This is a genomic window from Flavobacterium sp. (assembly GCF_031411595.1).
In the GTDB taxonomy this organism is placed as follows: Bacteria; Bacteroidota; Bacteroidia; order Flavobacteriales; family Flavobacteriaceae; genus Flavobacterium.
On record NZ_JANOBI010000047.1, the window covers coordinates 20,441 to 41,947 of the forward strand.

The 21,507-nt window shown below is 34.7% G+C and carries 18 protein-coding genes; 7 read left to right on the top strand and 11 right to left on the bottom strand.

Going from position 1 to position 21,507, the window contains the following annotated elements; translation table 11 throughout:
• Positions 1–1,206, top strand: a complete 1,206-nt coding sequence (locus RMO03_RS11135) for an FtsX-like permease family protein (protein WP_309642178.1) — start codon at positions 1–3, stop codon at positions 1,204–1,206.
• 161 nt (positions 1,207–1,367) lie between these two features.
• Here the strand turns inward: RMO03_RS11135 and dusB are convergent, their stop codons facing one another.
• Entirely contained in the window at positions 1,368–2,360 is a 993-nt protein-coding gene (gene dusB, locus RMO03_RS11140; RefSeq protein WP_309642179.1) for a tRNA dihydrouridine synthase DusB, read from the bottom strand.
• A gap of 335 nt (positions 2,361–2,695) precedes the next feature.
• On the opposite strand from dusB, the gene lepA reads away from it, so the two are divergent.
• On the top strand, positions 2,696–4,492 hold the full coding sequence (gene lepA / locus RMO03_RS11145) for a translation elongation factor 4 (RefSeq protein WP_309642180.1): 1,797 nt from the start codon (positions 2,696–2,698) through the stop codon (positions 4,490–4,492).
• A gap of 86 nt (positions 4,493–4,578) precedes the next feature.
• Here the strand turns inward: lepA and RMO03_RS11150 are convergent, their stop codons facing one another.
• Positions 4,579–5,508, bottom strand: coding sequence for a 1-phosphofructokinase family hexose kinase (locus tag RMO03_RS11150; protein WP_309642181.1), 930 nt, complete (start codon positions 5,506–5,508; stop codon positions 4,579–4,581).
• 127 nt (positions 5,509–5,635) lie between these two features.
• Here RMO03_RS11150 and thiL point away from each other — a divergent pair, with 127 nt between their 5' ends.
• Positions 5,636–6,685 (top strand): thiamine-phosphate kinase, encoded by a 1,050-nt coding sequence (gene thiL, locus RMO03_RS11155; protein WP_309642182.1) that lies wholly within the window; start codon positions 5,636–5,638, stop codon positions 6,683–6,685.
• Positions 6,686–6,952: 267 nt separating this feature from the next.
• Here the strand turns inward: thiL and RMO03_RS11160 are convergent, their stop codons facing one another.
• The 6 genes from RMO03_RS11160 to RMO03_RS11185 all read right to left on the bottom strand — a co-directional run bounded on the left by RMO03_RS11160 (position 6,953) and on the right by RMO03_RS11185 (position 13,975).
• Positions 6,953–7,621 carry a response regulator gene (locus tag RMO03_RS11160; protein ID WP_309642183.1) on the bottom strand — a complete coding sequence of 223 codons (669 nt, stop codon included), beginning with the start codon at positions 7,619–7,621 and terminating at the stop codon, positions 6,953–6,955.
• A gap of 11 nt (positions 7,622–7,632) precedes the next feature.
• A complete protein-coding gene (locus RMO03_RS11165; protein ID WP_309642184.1) occupies positions 7,633–9,645 on the bottom strand; it encodes an ATP-binding protein in 2,013 nt (670 codons plus the stop codon).
• A 94-nt stretch (positions 9,646–9,739) separates the two neighbouring features.
• Positions 9,740–10,405: a response regulator gene (locus RMO03_RS11170; RefSeq protein ID WP_309642185.1), complete on the bottom strand. Its 666-nt coding sequence runs from the start codon at positions 10,403–10,405 to the stop codon at positions 9,740–9,742.
• Positions 10,402–12,453 (bottom strand): sensor histidine kinase, encoded by a 2,052-nt coding sequence (locus tag RMO03_RS11175; RefSeq protein ID WP_309642186.1) that lies wholly within the window; start codon positions 12,451–12,453, stop codon positions 10,402–10,404. Before RMO03_RS11175 ends, RMO03_RS11170 begins: the two co-directional genes overlap by 4 nt.
• A gap of 100 nt (positions 12,454–12,553) precedes the next feature.
• Positions 12,554–12,799 carry a hypothetical protein gene (locus RMO03_RS11180; RefSeq protein ID WP_309642187.1) on the bottom strand — a complete coding sequence of 82 codons (246 nt, stop codon included), beginning with the start codon at positions 12,797–12,799 and terminating at the stop codon, positions 12,554–12,556.
• A 183-nt stretch (positions 12,800–12,982) separates the two neighbouring features.
• On the bottom strand, positions 12,983–13,975 hold the full coding sequence (locus RMO03_RS11185) for a response regulator transcription factor (RefSeq protein WP_309642188.1): 993 nt from the start codon (positions 13,973–13,975) through the stop codon (positions 12,983–12,985).
• A 233-nt stretch (positions 13,976–14,208) separates the two neighbouring features.
• On the opposite strand from RMO03_RS11185, the gene RMO03_RS11190 reads away from it, so the two are divergent.
• Positions 14,209–14,784: a hypothetical protein gene (locus tag RMO03_RS11190; RefSeq protein WP_309642189.1), complete on the top strand. Its 576-nt coding sequence runs from the start codon at positions 14,209–14,211 to the stop codon at positions 14,782–14,784.
• The gene (locus RMO03_RS11195) at positions 14,781–15,722 is read left to right on the top strand and encodes a P63C domain-containing protein (RefSeq protein WP_309642190.1); all 942 of its coding nucleotides are present in this window, start codon (positions 14,781–14,783) and stop codon (positions 15,720–15,722) included. Before RMO03_RS11190 ends, RMO03_RS11195 begins: the two co-directional genes overlap by 4 nt.
• A 55-nt stretch (positions 15,723–15,777) precedes the next feature.
• Here RMO03_RS11195 and RMO03_RS11200 read toward each other — a convergent pair whose 3' ends face one another.
• Positions 15,778–17,325 (bottom strand): glycine--tRNA ligase, encoded by a 1,548-nt coding sequence (locus RMO03_RS11200; protein WP_309642191.1) that lies wholly within the window; start codon positions 17,323–17,325, stop codon positions 15,778–15,780.
• A 94-nt stretch (positions 17,326–17,419) separates the two neighbouring features.
• Between RMO03_RS11200 and RMO03_RS11205 the strand changes: the two genes are divergently transcribed.
• Both RMO03_RS11205 and RMO03_RS11210 read left to right on the top strand, forming a co-directional pair.
• Positions 17,420–18,103: a ComF family protein gene (locus RMO03_RS11205; protein WP_309642192.1), complete on the top strand. Its 684-nt coding sequence runs from the start codon at positions 17,420–17,422 to the stop codon at positions 18,101–18,103.
• A gap of 213 nt (positions 18,104–18,316) precedes the next feature.
• Positions 18,317–19,927 carry an Ig-like domain-containing protein gene (locus RMO03_RS11210; RefSeq protein ID WP_309642193.1) on the top strand — a complete coding sequence of 537 codons (1,611 nt, stop codon included), beginning with the start codon at positions 18,317–18,319 and terminating at the stop codon, positions 19,925–19,927.
• Here the strand turns inward: RMO03_RS11210 and RMO03_RS11215 are convergent.
• Positions 19,911–20,678 carry an amidohydrolase gene (locus RMO03_RS11215; RefSeq protein WP_309642194.1) on the bottom strand — a complete coding sequence of 256 codons (768 nt, stop codon included), beginning with the start codon at positions 20,676–20,678 and terminating at the stop codon, positions 19,911–19,913. The two genes, RMO03_RS11210 and RMO03_RS11215, sit on opposite strands and share 17 nt — an antisense overlap.
• Positions 20,679–20,741: 63 nt before the next feature.
• Positions 20,742–21,503 (bottom strand): succinate dehydrogenase/fumarate reductase iron-sulfur subunit, encoded by a 762-nt coding sequence (locus RMO03_RS11220; RefSeq protein ID WP_309642195.1) that lies wholly within the window; start codon positions 21,501–21,503, stop codon positions 20,742–20,744.
• Positions 21,504–21,507: the final 4 nt, after the last annotated feature.

Below are 21,507 nucleotides of genomic sequence, written 5' to 3' on the forward strand. Positions count from 1 at the left end.
TTGAATTTTCCTCTTTACATAGCCAAACGATACCTTAGAAGCGCGAGTAAAAACAACGCGATCAATATTATTAATGGCATTGCTTCGGTGGGTATTATCGTTGGTGCGATGGCGCTTTTTGTAGTGCTTTCGGTATTTAGCGGACTCAAAGATTTCAGTTTATCGTTTAGCAACGACTTCGATCCAGATTTGAAAATGACTAGTACTTACGGAAAATCATTTCACATTGCTCCAGAACAAGAAGCGCAAATCAAAAAAATAAACGGCATTGCCGGCAGCAGCAAAATCATCGAAGAACGCGTTCTTTTTTTATTTGATGGTAAAGAGCAAGTGACTTATATCAAAGGCGTTGATTCGCTTTTTAGTCATGTTAATCCTGTTAAAAAAAACATTTACCAAGGCGAATGGTTGCAAAATAATACGAATCAAGTTGTAGTTGGTTATGGCATTTGCCAGAAATTATCGCTTGGTTTGTTCGATTTCAACAATCCGTTTGAGGTGTTCGTTCCCAAAGTCGGAAGTGGCACGATTGAAACACCCGAAAGTGCTTTCAACAAATGCAAACTCGCGCCAATTGGGATTTATGCGATTAGTGAAGACTTAGATTCGAAGTTTGTTTTTGCCGATTTGGCATTGACACAAGCGTTGCTCGAATTCAAACCCGATCAGATTTCGGGCATTGAGTTTAAACTTAAGCCCAACGCAGATGAAAAAGCAATCATCAATCAACTCAACTCAATCTTTAAAAATAAAGTCACGGTAAAAACCCGCGCGCAACTCAACGACAGCCTTTATAAAATGCTTAACACCGAAAATATTGCGGTGTATTTGATTTTTACTTTGGTGATTATTGTAGCTTTATTCAACCTCGTCGGTGCCTTAATCATGATGATTTTAGACAAAAAAGGCAACCTCAAAACGCTGTTCAATCTCGGTACTGAAGTGGGTGATTTGCGGAAAATATTCCTATTGCAAGGTTCGCTGTTGTCTTTATTTGGCGGTATTATCGGCTTGGTTTTGGGCATTATCATCGTGTTGGCGCAACAGCGATTTCAAATTATTATGATAACTCCAACACTCGCTTATCCTGTGGTTTTCTCGATTCAAAATGTGTTGATTGTTTTCGCAACGATAGTGTTGTTAGGCGTTTTAGCGTCTTGGATTGCTTCGAGTCGTGTGACTAAAAAATTATTGGAAGAATTTTAATTAGGGCGTTCCCTAAAGGTCGGGCTTTCGCACTCGCTTTTTTTGCTGCGTAAACGCCACAAAAAAGAGCTCAAACAAAAATGCTACAATCCCTAACGCAACAATTCGGAAACTATAATGTATCTCCTTTAAAATTGAATATTTAAAAATGCAACACGGATTTATAGTATTTCCATGCCACTAAATTTCTCCAGCACTTCGTCAAATGTTCGGAAAATTACTTCCGGTTCGTCACTCGTTACCATTTGAGTTCGGTATTCTTTGAAGTTCGGCAATCCTTTAAAATAATTGGTATAATGTCTTCTGGTTTCTACGATTCCGAGGTGTTTGCCTTTCCAATCCATCGCCCATTGAAGGTGGTTTTTGGCAGCTTGTACTCGATCTTCTATTGTAGGTTTTGGTAAATGTGTTCCTGTAGCGGCATAATGCTTAATTTCATTGAAAATCCATGGATAACCAATCGCAGCGCGACCAATCATAATCCCATCAACACCGTATTTGTTTTTATATTCTAATGCTTTTTCTACCGAAGTCACGTCGCCATTTCCGAAAATGGGCATCGTGATTCTAGGATTGTTTTTAACACGGGCAATGTGCGACCAATCGGCTTCCCCTTTATAAAGTTGTGCACGCGTTCTGCCGTGAATCGATAACGCTTGCACGCCGATATCTTGTAATCTTTCGGCAACCTCATCAATATTAATCGAATTATCGTCCCAACCCAAACGGGTTTTTACGGTTACGGGTAAATTGGTACTTCTGATTACGGCTTTGGTTAAACGCACCATCAAATCAACATCTTTTAGAACCGCGGCTCCGGCGCCTTTGCAAACGACTTTCTTTACCGGGCATCCAAAATTAATATCAATTAAATCCGGATTAACCGTAGATACAATTTTTGATGACATCGCCATAGCTTCTTCATCACCCCCAAAAATCTGAATGCCGACTGGACGTTCGTAATCGAAAATGTCTAATTTTTGACGGCTTTTGATAGCGTCGCGGATTAGTCCTTCGGAAGAAATAAATTCGCTGAACATCAAATCGGCTCCGTGCAGTTTACACAAACGACGGAATGGTGGATCGCTCACGTCTTCCATGGGTGCAAGAAGTAGTGGGAAATCTGGTAGTTCTATGTTGCCGATTTTGATCATGGGTTGATTTTGGGGCAAAATTACACTTTTTTGAGAAACTGAGCTACTGAGTGCCTGAGTTGCTGAGAAAAAGGCGCTAAGGTTCTGAGATGGTATTGTGCTCAGGAAATAGAGATTCGTTTCTTTTATGGCATTAGTGCTTTGAGGCTGACGAAGTTTGGATTATATTTGCAGACTAATTTCGGGGTACTGAGCCGCGTTAGGGATTGGAGCATTTTTGTTTGAGCTCTTTTTGCGCTGGCTTTCGGCGGAAAAAAGCGAGTGCGGAAAGCCCGACCCATAGGGAAACGCCCAAATGAAAGAGAAAAGAATCAAGAGACAAGACAAATAGACAGATGAAACACATAAGGAATTTTTGCATTATTGCGCACATTGATCACGGGAAAAGCACATTAGCTGACCGCCTTTTAGGTGCGACGCAAACCGTTACGGCTCGTGAGGAAAAAGCACAATTGCTAGACAACATGGACTTGGAGCGCGAACGCGGGATTACGATTAAGAGTCACGCGATTCAGATGGAATATACTTACAAAGGTGAAGACTATATTTTGAATTTGATAGATACGCCAGGGCACGTTGACTTTTCTTATGAAGTTTCGCGATCGATTGCGGCTTGTGAAGGTGCGCTTTTGATTGTGGATGCGGCTCAAAGTATCCAAGCTCAGACGATTTCGAATTTGTATTTGGCTTTAGAAAACGATTTGGAAATTATTCCGGTTTTGAATAAAGTGGATTTACCAAGCGCGAATCCTGAGGAAGTTAGTGATGACATTATTGATTTGCTAGGCTGTAAATTGGAAGATATTATTCATGCTTCTGGAAAAACCGGTTTCGGTGTTGAAAATATTTTAGCGGCTATTATTGAAAAAATTCCGGCGCCTAAAGGTAATGTTGACGAGCCTTTACAAGCTTTGATTTTTGATTCTGTATACAATCCGTTTCGTGGTATTGAAGTAATTTTTCGTGTGAAAAACGGTGAAATCCGAAAAGGTCAGAAGATTAAATTTATGGCTACGGGCAATGAATATTTTGCGGATGAAATTGGCACATTGAAACTCAACCAAGTTCCAAAACAAGTGATTTCTGCGGGCGATGTTGGGTATTTGATATCTGGAATTAAGGAAGCAAAAGAAGTGAAAGTTGGTGACACGTTGACTGACGCCAAAACGCCTACGACCAATATGATTACAGGATTTGAGGATGTGAAGCCGATGGTTTTTGCCGGAATTTATCCTGTAGATACTGAAGATTATGAAGAGTTACGCAACTCGATGGAGAAACTGCAATTAAACGATGCTTCGTTGGTTTTTTTGCCTGAAAGTTCTGCGGCATTAGGGTTTGGTTTCCGTTGCGGATTCTTGGGAATGTTGCATATGGAAATTATTCAGGAACGTCTCGAGCGCGAGTTCAATATGACTGTAATTACAACAGTTCCGAACGTTTCGTATTTGGCCTATACTAAGAAAGATCCTGAGAAAGGGCAAGTGGTGAATAACCCTTCTGACCTTCCGGAGCCTTCTAAATTAGAGCGTGTAGAAGAACCTTACATCAAAGCTACGATTATTACCAAAGCAGATTTTGTGGGTAATGTGATGTCGCTTTGTATCGAAAAAAGAGGTTTGATTACGAACCAAACGTATTTGACAACCGAACGTGTAGAGTTGACTTTTGATATGCCATTGGCGGAAATTGTATTTGATTTTTACGACCGGTTGAAAACTGTTTCAAAAGGATATGCTTCGTTTGATTATTCTCCGATTGGAATGCGTACTTCGAATTTGGTAAAAGTGGATATATTATTAAACGCCACTATCGTTGATGCTTTGTCTTCATTAATTCACGTTGACAATGCTTATCATATTGGTAAGAAAATGTGTGAGAAACTCAAAGAGTTGATTCCACGTCAACAGTTTGATATTCCTATTCAAGCGGCGATTGGTGTGAAAGTGATTTCGCGCGAAACCATCAAAGCGCTTAGAAAAGACGTTACTGCCAAATGTTATGGTGGTGATATTTCGCGTAAACGTAAGTTATTAGAGAAACAGAAAAAAGGTAAGAAGAGAATGCGCCAGGTTGGGAATGTGGAGATTCCGCAGGAGGCTTTTATGGCGGTGTTGAAACTTAATGATTAATTATAGGTTTGAGGCATTATCAGGAGAGAATCAAAACATACTAATAAAGAGAAACCCGATTGCGAAAGTGGTCGGGTTTTTTGTTTTTATTCCTTTTGTAGCCATTCGAAAAGTCGTTTGGCTTCTGCTACTTTGAATAGTTGCGTGCCTTCGTTCATTGTTGCAGCGGATCCGCAGGCAACACCCCATTGTACCACTTCTTTTAATGGTTTGTTTTTGGATAATGCCCAAACCATTGCACCAACCATACTATCCCCCGCTCCTACAGTACTCTTGCGAACTACATTGGGAGCGGGCACTACAATTGTTTGATCTTTAGTCACCAAAATTGCTCCATGCGGACCAAGAGAAACTACCACAATTTGAGCACTCCCTTTTAGGATTAGTTTTTTGGCTGCATCGGCTACTTCGTCCATTTCTAATTTTTCTACACCAATTAGTTTTGCAAGTTCCCCTACGTTTGGTTTTACTAAATAAACTCCGGATTCTAGTACCTTTTTGAGAGCATCTCCGGATGTATCAACGATTATTTTTGTTTCAGGGACTATCGCTTTTACAATTTGTTGGTAAAAATCAGCAGATAACTTTTTGTTTAGGCTGCCACTAAGTACAAGATATTTCGAGGATGTGCTTTTCAAAATTTGTATTATTTGTTGCTGTTCCGCTTCTGAAAGTGTAGCTCCAGGAAAACCAAATCGATATTGTAATTTGGTGTGGATATCGAAGGCGACAAAATTTTCTCGCGTCCAATTTTTTGTTGGAATTACAAGTGTTGGAATGGCTTCTTTTTGAAGACATGCTTCGAGCATGCTTCCAATTGGTCCTCCGGAAGTGAAGATGCTCAAACTTTCGCCACCTAAGCGATGAATGGCTTTAGACACATTGATTCCGCCGCCGCCGGCATCAAACTGTGGTTCTTCACAACGGATTTTTTGCTCGGCGATCAAGCCTGAAAACTGAGCGCTTTTATCAAGGGCAGGATTGACCGTAAGCGTTATGATATCGTAGGATTTCATTCTTTCATTTTCATTTAAAGGTCGGCAAAATATACCGAATATCCCCAACTCTTATTAAAAAACAACACTTCTTTACTCTTTAAAACCTTTGCATCTTTGTACCTTTGTGCTCTATAAAATAAAAAAAATGATAGAAGATAAAACCCCACAACGCACTAGCATTGCCCAATTGGGAGAATTCGGTTTGATTAATCACTTGACCAAAAATTTTGAAATCAATCAACCTTCAACATTAAAAGGGATTGGCGATGATGCTGCAGTTTTGGATTTTAAGGATAAGAAAGTTGTTGTTTCTACCGATTTGTTGGTGGAAGGTATTCATTTTGATTTGGCCTATATGCCTTTGAAACATTTGGGATACAAGGCGGTTGTTGTGAATGTGTCTGACATTTGTGCGATGAATGCAAAGGCAACGCAGATTACAGTTTCAGTAGCGGTTTCGAATAGATTTCCTTTGGAAGCATTAGAGGAATTATTTGCGGGAATTACTTTGGCGGCGAACGAATATAAAGTCGATGTGATTGGCGGCGATACAACTTCTTCCCAAAAAGGATTGACCATTAGTATCACGGCGATTGGTGAAGCGGATGAGGATGAAATCGTTTATAGAAATGGTGCTAAGGCAAATGATTTGTTGGTTGTTACCGGCGACATAGGTGCGGCTTATATGGGATTACAAGTTTTGGAGCGTGAAAAACAAGTGTTTCAAGTGAATCCGAATTCACAGCCAGATTTAGATGCTTATACTTATTTAATCGAGCGTCAGTTGAAACCTGAAGCGCGCAAAGACATTCGAACTTTGTTGCATGCTTTGGAAATCAAACCTACTTCGATGATTGATATTTCGGATGGTTTGTCTTCAGAGATTATTCATATTTGTAAACAATCTACTGTAGGATGTAATTTGTATGAAGACAAGTTGCCTTTAGATCCGCAATTTATGAACGTTTGTGAAGAATTTCAAATAGACAGTACAACCGTTGCGATTAATGGCGGTGAGGATTATGAATTGCTGTTTACAATTGATATGGGTGATTTCGAAAAAATTAAAGGAAATCCTAATTTCACAGTTATTGGTCATATGGTTCAGGAAAGTGAAGGCATTCATCTGATTACAAGAGCTGATACCAAAATTCCTTTAAAAGCCCGTGGTTGGAATGCTATACAAGAAGAATAGATTGTTCACTTATAGACACAAAAAAAGCGACACTCCCTAATTTGTCGCTTTTTTTTATACTTTGTAGTAAGTAAGTTATAGGTATTTCTTGATTGGGCCAAAAAGGATTTTATGCGATACTCACTACTTTGTAATATGCTTATGTTATACGACTACTACCTCAATAACATATTGCTAAATTACTATGAAAGCTTGCATTGGCGTCTGAGGTTTCCCTCAAAACCTTTTGTGGTTTCCCGCATTTTTCATTACGGTTTCCCGCAACAGTTAAATCATTCCTTTGTTTTTGGCTTCTCGAATTAAGTCGATATCACTTCCACCTTTAATTTCGAGTATATCTTTTAGATTCAATTTCCTTTTTTCGACAGCGCTAAGTGACAGCGGGACGTATTGTGGAATATCTTTGGTTTTGGTTCCTTTAGAAAGGTGAAATAAAATTTGTTTGTCGAAGGCGTCAATTTCGATATTATCGTATTGAATCTGACTCACCAATTTCACTACAGTTTGACTATAATAATTTTCATCTTTGAGTATTTTATCAAAAGCCAATAAGAGTTCATCAAACGTTAAATCATTTTTAATCACCAATCCGTTAGGGTTGATATTTTTAATGATGGTATTTATTTTTAATAACTCTGTATGCATCGTCAGCAAAATTATTTTGCAATCGGGCATTTCTTTTTTAATGAGTTGTGCTAAATCTTCGCCTGAAAAAATACTTTTCTCTTCATAAACCGGCATGCTCAAATCGAAAAAAGCAATTCCGAATGGTTCCGGAGCTTCCGTTATGGCTTCGTATCCTGTTTTACAATCCTTAGCTTGGGTAATCGAAAACTCATATTCGCCTTTTGCATTATATCCTTTTATGGCGTTCTTATAGGCTTCGATGATGAAAGGATGATCGTCTACAATTAGAATGTTTATTGGTGTTGCCATGATTGTGTTTTTTATATTGGTATTCTCACGATGACGGTAGTTCCTTCGTTTACTTTTGATTTAATTTCTGCACTACCTTCACATGATTTTGCTCTTGAAAATATATTCTGCAAACCTATACCTTTTTTCTTTCTGTTTAACGAGAATCCGTTTCCATCGTCAAAAATTTCTAATAAAAGGTGGTTGTCTTTTTTTAAAATACTGACAATAACGTTTTTAGCTTGTGCGTGTTTTTCGATATTTTGGACGGCTTCTTGTAGTATTCTAAAAAGGTGAATTTTCTTAAATCCAGCAAGCATTTCCCAATTGATTGACATGTCAATTTCAAGGTGATAATTGCGATTTGAAATTCTTTTTTGTTCTTCAATAAACGTTTCTATAACGGCTATAAAACTAGTCTTATTGGCTAATACGTTGCTGTTTAAATCATGCGCAATATTACGAATTTCTTTTTCAATATCTTGAATTCCATCAATAAACGGCAGGCATTTTTTTATGGCTTCCGGTGATGGCTTTTCAGCAATAATATGCAGGTTAAGACGTGTGGAAGCCAAGCGATTCATAATTCCATCATGCAAATCTTGGGCAATGCGTTTTTTTTCTATTTGCCGCACTTCATCGATTTTAGTTTGTTGGTTTTGGATGAGTTGGTAGATTTCTTCGTTGGTTTTTTGTTGTGTTTGAAGAAACCGTAATTCTTTTTGTTTGTTTCTTTGGTGAATGATGACAAATAGTAAAATTCCTATCAGCAGTATCAACAAGGCGATGCCAAAAAATACCCATTTTTGTTTGATGGCTTGGTCTTTTTCTGTGGTGATTTCTTCTGTTTCGTAGGCGATTTTAGCAAACTTATTGCGTGTAACTCTTTCGAGTTGTTGCATACTATCGGATATTTTGATGTATTCTTGGGAGTATTTTAGGGCGTTTTTTGTGTCTACTTTGGAGAGTTGTTTGAGGCAAAGGAGTACATCATTAGCTAAAAAGAAATTTTTAGAAAGACTGTAAGCTTGGTGAGCATATTTTTTTGCATTTATAGTATCTTTAATTTCTCCGTAATATTCTGAAAGAAATAATTTGTTTGCATTTATACCTTGTTTGTTATTAATTCGATTATAAATTTTAGAAGCTTTATTATGTAAATTATAAATTCCATTATAGTCTTTTAATTTTAATTTAGCATTCCCTAAGTTATCAATTAATCTACAAAATATTATTGGAGATTCGAATTCAAGATTTTTCTCTTTTAATGCTATTAAATATAACTCTATTGCTTTTTTTATATTCTTTGTGTCTAAATAGTTTATCCCAATATTGTTAAGACAATAAGCACTTGAATGATTTATTGTATTTCTTTTATCTTTTGACAAAATTAGAGCCTTTTCATAGTAATAAAATGCTTTTTTAAAATCTCCTTGTTCATTTGAGCTAACTCCTAAGTCTATATTTATTCTATACTGTTCTGTTATATCTTCTAATTCATTCGCTATTTTCAATGCTTTAATTAAAAACAATTCTTGATTTAAATAATCATTACTATAAAATTGAACTTGAGCCTTGTCGTGATAAATTAGGCCTAAGTACTTTTTATTGTTAATCTTTTTAAATATTTTTTCTGCTTTCAAATAAAAATAAAAGGCACTATCATTAGCACTAATGTTCTCGTAGTAAATCCCTAGCCATCGATACGATTGTCCCATGAAATAATCGTCTTTTTTCTCAACACTTTTTACTAATTCTATTTCGCTTGTGATTTTTAAATCTTTCCAAGAATTCAATACATAAAAATTGTGAGCAATATTAATAAGTTTGTCTCTATTCAAAGAATCGTTCTCTTGTTGAACCAAACTTTCCATCGCTTTTTTTGTATACATTATACGCAATTGATATGGAGTTTTTAAGCTCTCCGCTTTTTGCATATAAATTGCCACACTGTCTTTTGTCGTATAATCGGCTATAGACTTACTCTTTGAGCATCCAAACAATGATATTAGTATTAAAAAAATAACTCCAAAAAGGTTTTTCAATATTTCTGTTTTTAGGATTAAGAAACTATACTCCTTTAAAGATAGAAAAATTAATGGAAGTTATATTCTAGTTTTTCCTCAGTAAATGTTAAACCTAAACCAATCCTCTTTTTCTAGCCTCCATAATAATATCTTCATCATCACCTTTTTGGAGATTAAAAAATACTTTTATCTGTGCCTTTCTTTTATCGATAGCGCTAATGGTTATGCCCATGTGCTCCGGAAGGTTTTTAGTTTTTATGCCTTTGGCCAATAAAGAAATAATGCGTCGATCGTAGGAATCTAAACCAAAATGTTTGGTTCCAACTTCTCTAATGCTTTGTTGCGCCGTGTGGGTATAATAGGTTTGCCCATCGAGCACGCTTTGGAATGCCTTTAGAAGCTCTTCGGATGCAAAATCACTTTTGATTAACAACGCTTCCGGATTAATTTTCTTAATCAAATTGTAGAGTATAAATGCTTCGGCGTGGGAAGTAAGCATCATTATTTTAGTGTTCTTCCAAAGTTTTTTTATCAACAGGGCCAAATCTTCTCCTGAAAAAAGTTTTGCAGCTTCGTAAGGTGGTAGCGCCAAATCGAGTAAAACAATATCGTATGCCTGATTGTTTTTTGTAATATATTCATAAGCCATTTCGCAATTGTAAGCAACTGTAATTACAAGGTTTTCAGTAGAATAATTTGAGTTCAAAATACTCTTATATCCTTCAATCATGGTAGGATGATCATCCACTATTAATATACTTATTAATCCGTTTCTCATGGCACTTCAACCGCTTTTTTCTCTATTGGTATCGAAACAATCGTGATGGTTCCTTTTCCTTTTTTCGATTTAATATCAAAGGTTCCTTCACACTCATCAACTCTTGACTGCATATTTTGAAGCCCAATGCCTTTCTTTTTGGTATTGACATCAAAACCAATTCCATCATCGGTTATAGTAAGCAATATTAGTCCGTTATCATTTTTAAACTCCACCGAAATATGTTTGGCATTTGCATATTTATTGATATTTTGTAGTGATTCTTGAAGAATACGATATAGGTTTATTTTAACGGCATTCGACACTTTGTCCCATTGTATACTTTCGTCTAATGCAGATGTCAAACGAGCTTCAAAAGAATTGGCTTGTTCTTCTAATAGATTGCTGACTATTGCCACAAAATTATTAATTAACACGTATTTCTCTCGGTTCAAATCGTGTGAAATTTCACGAATATCTTGTTCAATATTTTTTAATTCCGCCAAATAATCAAAACGACTATTGATTGAATCTTCATCGTTAAATCGGTTCAAACTGTCTAAATTTAACCTAGCACCAAATAGTCTTCCCAAAACACCGTCGTGTAATTCTTGAGCAATCCGTTTTTTCTCTTTGACGCGGTTTTCTTCAATCGTGGCTTGTTGAGAAATCATTAAGTTATAAATTTCTTCATTCACTTTTTGTTGTTGCTGTTTGAGTAAAAGTTCTCGGTTTTTAGCACGTTGTGTTCTGATAACAAAAAGTAATATTCCTAAAAATAAGGTGCCGATGAAGAAATAAAGTAACGTTCTATTTTGTTCGGTAAGCTTGTCTTTTTCTTGGATGATTTCATCAGTTTCGAAGGCGATACGAGCGAATTTATCTTTTGATTTTCGTTCTTCTAATTGGAGACTATCACTGATTTTAATATATTCATTAGAATATTGAGTTGCATTTTTATGATCTACAAGAGATAATTGTTTTAATGAGCCTAACAAATCTCCGGAAATTTTTGTTTTTTTTGCTAATTGTAAAGCTTCATTAGCAAATTTTTGTGAATTGATAGAATCCTTTAGCGTTAAATAAAACTCTGACAAATGAATCTTATTTGCAATTACTCCTGAAAACAATCCGTTTTTCTCTCTAATTTTTAAAGATGTAAAAAACAAACTTGGTAAATTGGTATAATCTCCTATTTTAAATTTTGAGTATGCTAAATTATCAATTATCGCAGAATATACATAAGGGTTGTCAATCAATAAATTTTTTTCTGAAAGTGCCTGATTAAAATTATTAATTGCTTCTTTATAATTATTTAAATTTAAATAAACATAACCAATATTATTTAAAGTGCTTGACCTATAATGAGTTTTAGACTTACTTATAACTTCATATCTATTTACATAATCCAATGCTTTTTTATGATAAACAATTGCATTATCATAATTTTTTAATTCATTAGAACAAATTCCAACTAAGTTGAAAGCGTCATACTCTTTTTGTCTTCTATTTTGATTTTTATAAAAATTCAATGCTTGAATAGAAGAAAGCTCACAGTTAGAATAGTCACTTTCATAAAGCTGAACAAATGCCTTATCAATATAATTTTTTCCTAAATTAAGACTGTCTTTTTTTTTTGCAAATAATTTTTCAGATTTTAAAAGGAAATAATAAGCGCTATCATTTTTACCAGAATCAATATAAAAGTTTCCTAATAAATTATATGATTTAGCAATATTTATTGTGTCTTTGCTTTCAATAGATTTCTCAACAATAACTTTATATGCTTTTTTAAACTCATTATTCGATTTCAAATCATAATACAATTCTAAAACATTAATCAAACTGTTTCTTGATTCTTGACTGTTTTTAGTTTTTTGAGCAATCAAAAAAGCTTTATTGTTGTATCTAATTCTTTTATTCTTAGGAAGAGACTTATTTTGAGCGTAAAAAAAATAATCTGATAAGCTATCTATAGTTTGCTTATCAGAATCCCCAGTATTTTTAGTCTTATTACAATTTGTAAAAAAAACTAACGGTAATAACAATATTAAAAAATATTTTTTCAATAGATAAAAATTGAATTATGCTAAAATAACAAATTATATTAAATAAAAAAAGGCTTTCAAATGAAAGCCTTTTTTTATTTAAAGTTTATTTACGAAAGTATTATCTATTAGCGACTTGTCCTCCTCCAATTTCTGTTAATCTATTAGCGACTTGTCCTCCTCCAATTTCTGTTAATCTATTAGCGACTTGTCCTCCTCCAATTTCTGTTAATCTATTGGCGACTTGTCCTCCTCCAATTTCTGTTAATCTATTAGCGACTTGTCCTCCTCCAATTTCAGGACTTGTAAACGAAGTCAAGACCATCATCAAAGAAAATAATCCGAATGTTAAAATTGCTTTTTTCATAATTTGAGACTTTTATATTGTTATGTGTTTAATTCGATTTTTCGAGAACCTATTAATGATTGACGATGTAAAACTACATAGCATGTCTCGTTGTGCCTAGTGTTTGCAGGCGTTTGTGGTGAATGGTGTTTGTTTGATAGTGTATGGGTGTCAAATTTTGGTGAATGAATTTGACGATTTGATCTAAATCTCTATATAATTGCCTTTTGTGATGCTATTAATGATTGCATCTACATTTTCTTTATAAGATTTAGAAAACGGCAACTTCGTAGTGGTGTTTTTAATATAACAAACCGAATTTCCGGTATGTATTCTGGAAACATAATCGATATTGACAATATAACTGTTGTGAATTCGCACAAACGGTGAAGAAAGGACATTTTCAAAATGCTTTAGTGTTTTAAACGCAGTAATCATTTCTCCATTATATAAATGAATATCTGTTGAGTTGTTATCGGCTTGCAAATAACAAATGTCTTTAGCTTCTATAAACCTGTAATCCCCATAAGATTTCACGCAAATAATCAGTGGTTTGTCTTCTTTATAAGTTTCGAGATTTGACAATACTTTCTTTATTGGGACCTCAGCATCTTCAGATTCAATTAAAATGGCGTTTTCTTCCAATCCAATTCCTGGTGACGTTTCAACTACATCTTCCGTCTCGACAATTTCGTGTTTTACCGAAATATCTTCTATTGATATGCTATTTACAGTGTTATGATCTGGCGCCTCATTAACGGTCTGAGTAAATTGTTGTTGTGAAGCTATTTTTGGATTTGCTGAAAATAGGTTTGAGTTTTCATTCGTTTTCTCAAACTTAAGAATAGACTTTCTCAAAGCATTACCATCAATCGGTTTTGATAAATAATCAAAAGCACCATGCTGAATCGCTTCTATTGCTGATGCTGAATTGTTTGTTGTAATAATAATTTTAGGAAGTACTTTCAGGAAACGATGCAATTCATTAATAAGTAGTAATGACAAATTGCTGTCCTTATTGCTAGGATTAATTTCTAAGAAAACGAATGTCGGGTGATGTTCTAAAATTAAATCTAAACCTTCACTATAGGAATTAGCAGAAGCCAGAAATTGTAAATTCTGAAATCGCGCCGCTACGGACAACGTTTTCAGAATGCTTTCTGCACTATCATCAATAATGATATATGAATACTTCATCAATTACTTTTCCTAAAATTATGTTTAGTAAAGCATTGTCGGATTCAAGGATATAAAAGTAGCTTGGGGCTTACTATTTTGATTTTAAAATTAAAACCGTCGGCTAAATTACAGTTTTTGAATATTCTATTTTGCGATTGTTAATAGAATTACATCGATTGTTAACATTATTTTACGAACGGTAAAAATATTCGCTGAACTGCATTATGATTAGATAATTTGAATGCTTTAATATGGAAAATAATAGTATTATATATTTATTTACACTAATTTTGTTTTGGATTTTTAATTTTTACTATAAAATGATAAACCATGAGTTTAAAAGCATTCCTGATATTTCAAAAGCTTTTCCAAGCGAACAAATCTGTATTGATCACTTAGAAAAATTAAGATGGGAATATTATATTGTAAGTCCGTTTGATGCTAGTTCAAAGGTATATCAGTGTCCTAATAATACTTACAAATGCAAAAATTCAGGAAAATATTTCAACGTAAAAACAGGAACCATTTTCCACAATTCTAAAATTGAATTACAAAAATGGTTCGTCGCTATTTGGCTCATTACTGAATCTCAAAAAAATATGACTTCCGTCGCTTTAGGTAAAGAATTAAATATTACTCAAAAAACAGCTTGGTATATTATAAAGCGTATTAAATCATATTATCAGTTGGAAAAAGACATCCTACCGAATGGGAAGAAAAGTTCTCTTTCATTTCAACTATCTAATGCAAACAAAATGGCAGTCGAAAAACAAGAAGATAAACTAAACCTTATGGATTGGCTGGCTTTATATCAATTTAAAAAATGAATTCAAATGCCTTAAAAATAGCGTACGGTTCTCCTCAACTACTTTTAAAAATGAGCGGTCTGGAAATACCTTGCTTCATTTTAAATGACAAAAAGCATGTGCTCCCTATTAGTGGAATTCATAAATTATTTGGTTATGAAGGGAAATCTGAAATTTGGTTGCTCAACATATTGAACACCATTTCCAAGTTCACAAAAATTCAAAAAGAATTATTACAAGCATATGAAAGTCCCATAAAAATTGAGACAAACCATTCAAAAGCGCATAAAGAAATTATTGGACTGATAGATTCTAATCTGTTTATAGAAACTTGTAAAACGTTTGTTGAAGCAAAAAACAACGGATTGTTAGGCGCCAATTTGATTAAAATTTCAAAAACGGCAGAAGCCATTCTAAAGCATACAAAAGATCAAAATATTGATGATTTAATTGACATTGCAACCGGTTATACTATTTTCAAAGAACATGTAAAGCATTCATTACAAAAATACATGCAAACCCAACTCGAAGATGATGTTGCGCTATGGCTGAGAACTTTTCCGGATGAATTTTATGCCGTCATTTTTGAAATTCATAACTATAACTGGCATACCGTAAAAGCCAAACCCGAAAACCTAGGAAAAATATTTTATGACATTATTTTTAGTAGAATTCCGAGTGAACTATTAGCCGATTTAAATGCAAATCAACCCAAAAGAGCCTACAAAAGAATAAACAACAAACCTCAAAATAACGAACATGCTGAATTGAAAAAGTATCTTGACAATTTAATAGCGTTATTAAAAACTTCGGGTAACAATTGGTTTATTTTTTTACAGTTATTAAACCGCAATTATCCTATTCAGAACTATTACAGCAAAAAATTAAGGTTTGAGACTTCAACCTCGAAAAAAGAATCGCTTTCTGCTTTCAACAGTCGTCTTAAAAAACTAACCTAAAACCATAAAAAAAGCCCACGATAAAGTGGACTTTCATATTGATTAAAACATCAATTTATACTTTGGCTTTCATCAACCAGTTTTTCATCGATACTTCATTTTCTATGATGGACTTCAATTCCGTAATTTTCACACGATCTTGTTTCATCGAATCGCGATGCCTTATTGTTACTGTTTTGTCTTCTAAGGTTTGATGATCAACAGTTATGCAAAATGGCGTTCCTAAAGCATCTTGACGTCTGTAACGTCTTCCAACGGCGTCTTTTTCATCATAAGTCACATTGAAATCCCATTTTAAATCTTCTATAATTTCACGGGCTACTTCAGGCAAACCGTCTTTTTTCACCAATGGTAAAACAGCCGCTTTTGTTGGAGCTAAAACCGATGGTAACTGCAAAACCGTTCTTATCGAACCATCTTCCAATGTTTCTTCTTTTAATGAATTCGAAAAAACCGCTAAGAACATTCTGTCTAAACCAACAGAAGTTTCCACTACATAAGGTGTGTAATTCGCATTAGTTTCCGCATCGAAATATTGCATTTTCTTACCGGAAAACTGTTCATGTGCTTTCAAATCAAAATCAGTCCTCGAATGAATGCCTTCCAATTCTTTAAAACCGAATGGAAAATTAAATTCAATATCCGCAGCTGCATTGGCATAATGCGCTAATTTTTCATGATCATGAAAACGGTAATTCTCACGTCCTAAGCCCAACGACAAATGCCAGTTTAAGCGAGTGTTTTTCCAGTATTCATACCATTGCATCTCTTCGCCTGGTTTGACGAAAAACTGCATCTCCATTTGCTCAAATTCACGCATACGAAAGATAAATTGTCGCGCTACGATTTCATTTCTAAACGCCTTTCCCGTTTGTGCTATTCCAAAAGGAATTTTCATTCTGCCCGATTTTTGAACATTCAAGAAGTTCACAAAAATACCTTGAGCTGTTTCCGGGCGCAAATATAAATCCATTGCAGAATCGGCTGAAGCTCCAAGTTTTGTTCCGAACATTAAATTGAATTGACGCACTTCTGTCCAGTTTTTAGAACCTGTTTCCGGATCGGCAATTTCTAATTCTTCAATTAATGCTTTGACATCTTCCAAGTTTTCATCGCCAAGTGATTTCGCCATTCTTTCAAGAATTTCTTTTTTCTTAGCAAGATATTCCATCACACGAGCATTCGTGGTAACAAACTCTTCGCGATTGAAGGCATCACCAAAACGTGCACTAGCTTTTTCAATTTCTTTTTCTGCCTTTTGATTTAATTTCTCAGCATAATCTTCAATCAAAACATCGGCGCGGTATCTTTTTTTAGAATCTTTATTATCTATCAATGGGTCGTTGAAAGCGTCAACGTGTCCTGAAGCCTTCCAAGTTGTGGGATGCATTAAAATCGCGGCATCTAAACCTACAATATTTTCATGCATCTGAACCATTGATTTCCACCAATATTCTCTAATGTTTTTCTTCAATTCAACGCCATTTTGAGCATAGTCATAAACTGCGCTCAATCCGTCATATATCTCGCTCGAAGGGAAAATAAATCCATACTCCTTAGCATGCGAAACGACATTCTTAAATAAATCTTCTTGTTTTGCCATAGTGCTGCAAAAATATAAAAGTGAAATTAAAAATGAACATAAATCGACATCGAATCATAGTTTTTTATAATTTTATGACATAAACGCCAAAAAGATGTTCGAAAATATTATAAGCCTCTTCTTTCCAAAGGTTTGTGTCGGTTGCCATTCCTTACTATTGTCTAATGAAAAAGTCATTTGCACCATTTGCAGACATGACATTCCTTTAACCAATCATCATTTAACGCCAAAAAACGAAGCTTTTAAAAAATTCTATGGTAAAATTCCTGTCGAATTTGTTAGCTGTTTGCTCTTTTTTCATAAAAAGGGAATCGTTCAGGAAATGATTCACAACTTAAAGTACAAAGGCTTTGAAGACGTTGGAATTCTTTTAGCAGATTGGTTTGCAGAAGATTTAAAATCGATTATTGGTATTGATTCTGTAAATGAAATTATTCCAGTTCCGCTACATCCAAAAAAGCTAAGGTTACGTGGTTATAATCAAGTTACTTCCTTTGGATTGACTTTATCAAAAAACCTTGATGTCACTTACAATCCAAACATTTTGAAGCGAACTGTATTTTCAAAAACGCAAACGAAAAAAAATTTATTAAAGAGAACGGAAGTCAATAATCAAAGTGTTTTCGATGTCGTATTTACCGAAGAAGATCATGGCAAACATTTTTTATTGATTGACGATGTATTAACCACCGGATCAACTTTAGAAGCATGCAGTCGTGCTTTATTGAAAATTCCCGGAGTAAAAATTAGTATTGTCTGTATGGCCATTACACATTAAAGCATAGTTTTTTGAATGATATTATTAATGTAAATAACTACTATTTTATAATTAAATAACTGATTTAATACGCTTTAAATATGATTACATTGTAAAATATTCTCATTTTAATTCTCTGTAAATCCACATCAGATTTATTTAATAATTGTTGTGATTTTTTTTCAATTCCAAGAATATAAATTGTTATTTTGTCATTCGAAAAAAGCTTTATCCTTGAAAAAACAAATTCGTTATTTTTTTATTCTTTCACTGCTTGTCATTACCGGTTGCGCTAAGCGTGGCTCGATATCTGGTGGAATTAAAGACACAATTGCTCCGGTACTTAAAGTGAGTTTTCCTAAAAATTTCTCAACAGATTTTACGGGACAATCGATTAAACTGACTTTTGATGAATATGTAAAGCTCAAAGACATCAACAAACAATTGATTATCTCGCCGCCAATAGCCAAAAAACCACAAATACTGCCGCTTACTGCCAGCAAAACTGTGAGTGTAAATTTCTTAGAGCCTTTAGAGCCAAATACCACGTATAGTTTAAATTTTGGTCAAAGTATAGAAGACAATAATGAAGGAAATCCGTATCGTCAATTTAAATATGTTTTTTCAACCGGGCATTACATTGATTCTTTATCGATAAATGGCAACATTAAAGATGCTTTGGATAAAACCCCGGATTCTTATGTGAATGTGATGTTGTATGAAGTCAACGAAAAATATAATGATTCCTTAATTTACAAGGGAAACCCAAGATATATTACGAATACTTTAGACAGTTCTGCAACTTTTAAAATAGACAATATTAAAGCCGGGAGGTATCATTTGGTGGCGTTGAAAGACATCAATAATAACTACCGATTTGATCCTAAAACTGAAAAAATAGGTTTCTATAATAAAATTATTTCGATTCCTAATGATTCGCTTTTTGAAGTTAAACTCTTTAAAGAAACTGAGAAATTCAAAGCTTTTAAACCGTCACAATCATCCGGAAGCTCAGCAATAATGGGCTATGAAGGCAACCCGAAAGGCGTTAAATTAACTTTGAAAAGAGGCGGTGAAGACATCAAATCTTATGTGACCAGAATGCCAAAGAAAGACTCGCTTCAATTGTGGTTTAAGCCTTTCAAAATAGAAAAATCTGCCGTCGATTCTCTCATGCTTTCTGTTTCTAAAGACAATTACAATAAAGACTTTACATTCAAAATTAAAAATCAAAAGACAGATAGTTTGAGAGTAAATATACCTCCTAAAACACTCGATTTAAGAGAAACTTTAACACTCAATGTCAGTATTCCAATTGCTAAAATGGATGAATCTAAAATGCAATTGATTAATAAAGATTCTACAGCCATTCCATTTAAAATGATCTATGACGAAATGAATTTAGCTTTGAACATTGATTTTCAAAAAGAACCTTTGGAAAAATACACCTTCAAATTATTACCCGATGCGCTTACAGATTTCTTAGATCAAACCAATAAAAAAGAAATTACTTTTACATTTGAAACCAAAAACACTTCTGATTATGGCAATCTTCGACTCAATTTAGAGAGTATAAAGCAGTTTCCGCTGATTGTAGAACTTACTGATAAGAAAGGTGAAGTTCAGGCTTCCTACTATTCAGAAAACAATGCTCAAATCGATTTTAATCTTATTAAGCCAGACTTATATACTTTGAGGGTTATCTACGATGACAATAAAAATGGCGTATGGGATTCTGGAAATTTCCTCGAAAGAAAACAATCAGAAGAAGTGATTTATTTTCCTAAGGAAATCGATGTCAGAGCCAATTGGGACGTGCAACAAACCTTTAGTTTAAAAAACTAAAAGCATCGCGGTCGGATAAAAAATCTAGCCTTTCCCTTGTTTCAATCATGTCGCTTTTATCAAGATTTATGATAAAAACACCTTCATTTTCTTGTGGTTCTAACACATAATTCCCAAGACAATCTACTGCTTGAGAATGACCAATATATTCGTGATTATTCTTATCAATACCTATTCGATTAACGCCAATCACAAAACATTGATTCTCCACTGCACGCGCTTTTAGTAAAATATCCCATGCATTGGTTCTTGGTTTTGGCCAATTGGCAACATAAATCAGTAAGTCGTAATTTTCTGTATTCCTGGAAAAAACAGGAAACCTCAAGTCATAACAAATCAAAGGACAGATTTTAAAACCTTGATAATCAATAATTAATTTTTCGTTGCCAGCTTTGTAAACTTTATCTTCGCCAGCCAAAGTAAACAAGTGTTTCTTATCATATTTTTTGATTTCCCCCGAAGGCAAAACAAATACCAATCGATTGTAATAACGCTCGTTTTCTCGAATGACCAAACTGCCCATTATAGCCGATTCTTTTGATTTCGCAACCGATTTAAGCCATTCAATCGTTTCGCCCAACATTGGTTCAGCTACATCCGCCGGATGCATTGTAAATCCTGTAGAAAACATTTCTGGAAGTACAATCAAATCAACTTTTTCAGCAATAGAATGGATTAATTTTTCGAAATGATTTCGATTGGCTTGCGGGTTTTCCCAATGCAATGCGGTTTGTATTAAAGCGACTTTCATCGTATAAAAATAAAAAATCCCAACCGAATGATTGGGATTTGAGTAGTATATTTTAAAAATGAATTAAGAAATACTTGCTTTTAAGTATTCTCTGTTCATGCGTGCAATATTCTCGAGTGAAATTCCTTTCGGGCATTCAATCTCACATGCGCCAGTATTGGTGCAATTTCCGAAACCTTCTTCGTCCATTTGACGCACCATATTGAGTACACGTTGCGAAGCTTCTACTTTTCCTTGTGGCAACAACGCATATTGCGATACTTTTGCGCCAACAAACAACATTGCTGAACCGTTTTTACAAGTTGCAACACAAGCGCCGCAACCGATGCACGCAGCAGCTTCAAATGCTTTATCCGCGTCGTCTTTCGGAATTGGAGTGGCATTGGCGTCAATCGTATTTCCTGATGTATTGACCGATACGAAACCGCCGGCTTGTTGAATTCTATCGAAAGCACTTCTGTCGACCACTAAATCTTTAATCACCGGAAACGCTTTACTTCTCCATGGTTCTACAAAAATCGTGTCGTTATCTTTAAACGTTCGCATGTGCAACTGGCAAGTTGTGATTCCGGTATCCGGGCCATGCGCACGTCCATTGATGTATAATGAACACGATCCACAAATTCCTTCGCGGCAATCATGGTCGAATGCAATCGGTTCTTTTCTTTCATTGATCAACTGTTCGTTCAATTGATCGAGCATTTCCAAAAATGAACTTGCGGTAGAAACATTATCAAGTTTATACGTTTCCATGCTTCCTTTGACACTTGGGTTTTTCTGACGCCAAATTTTAAGGTTGATATTGATATTTTTTGCTGCTGACATAATC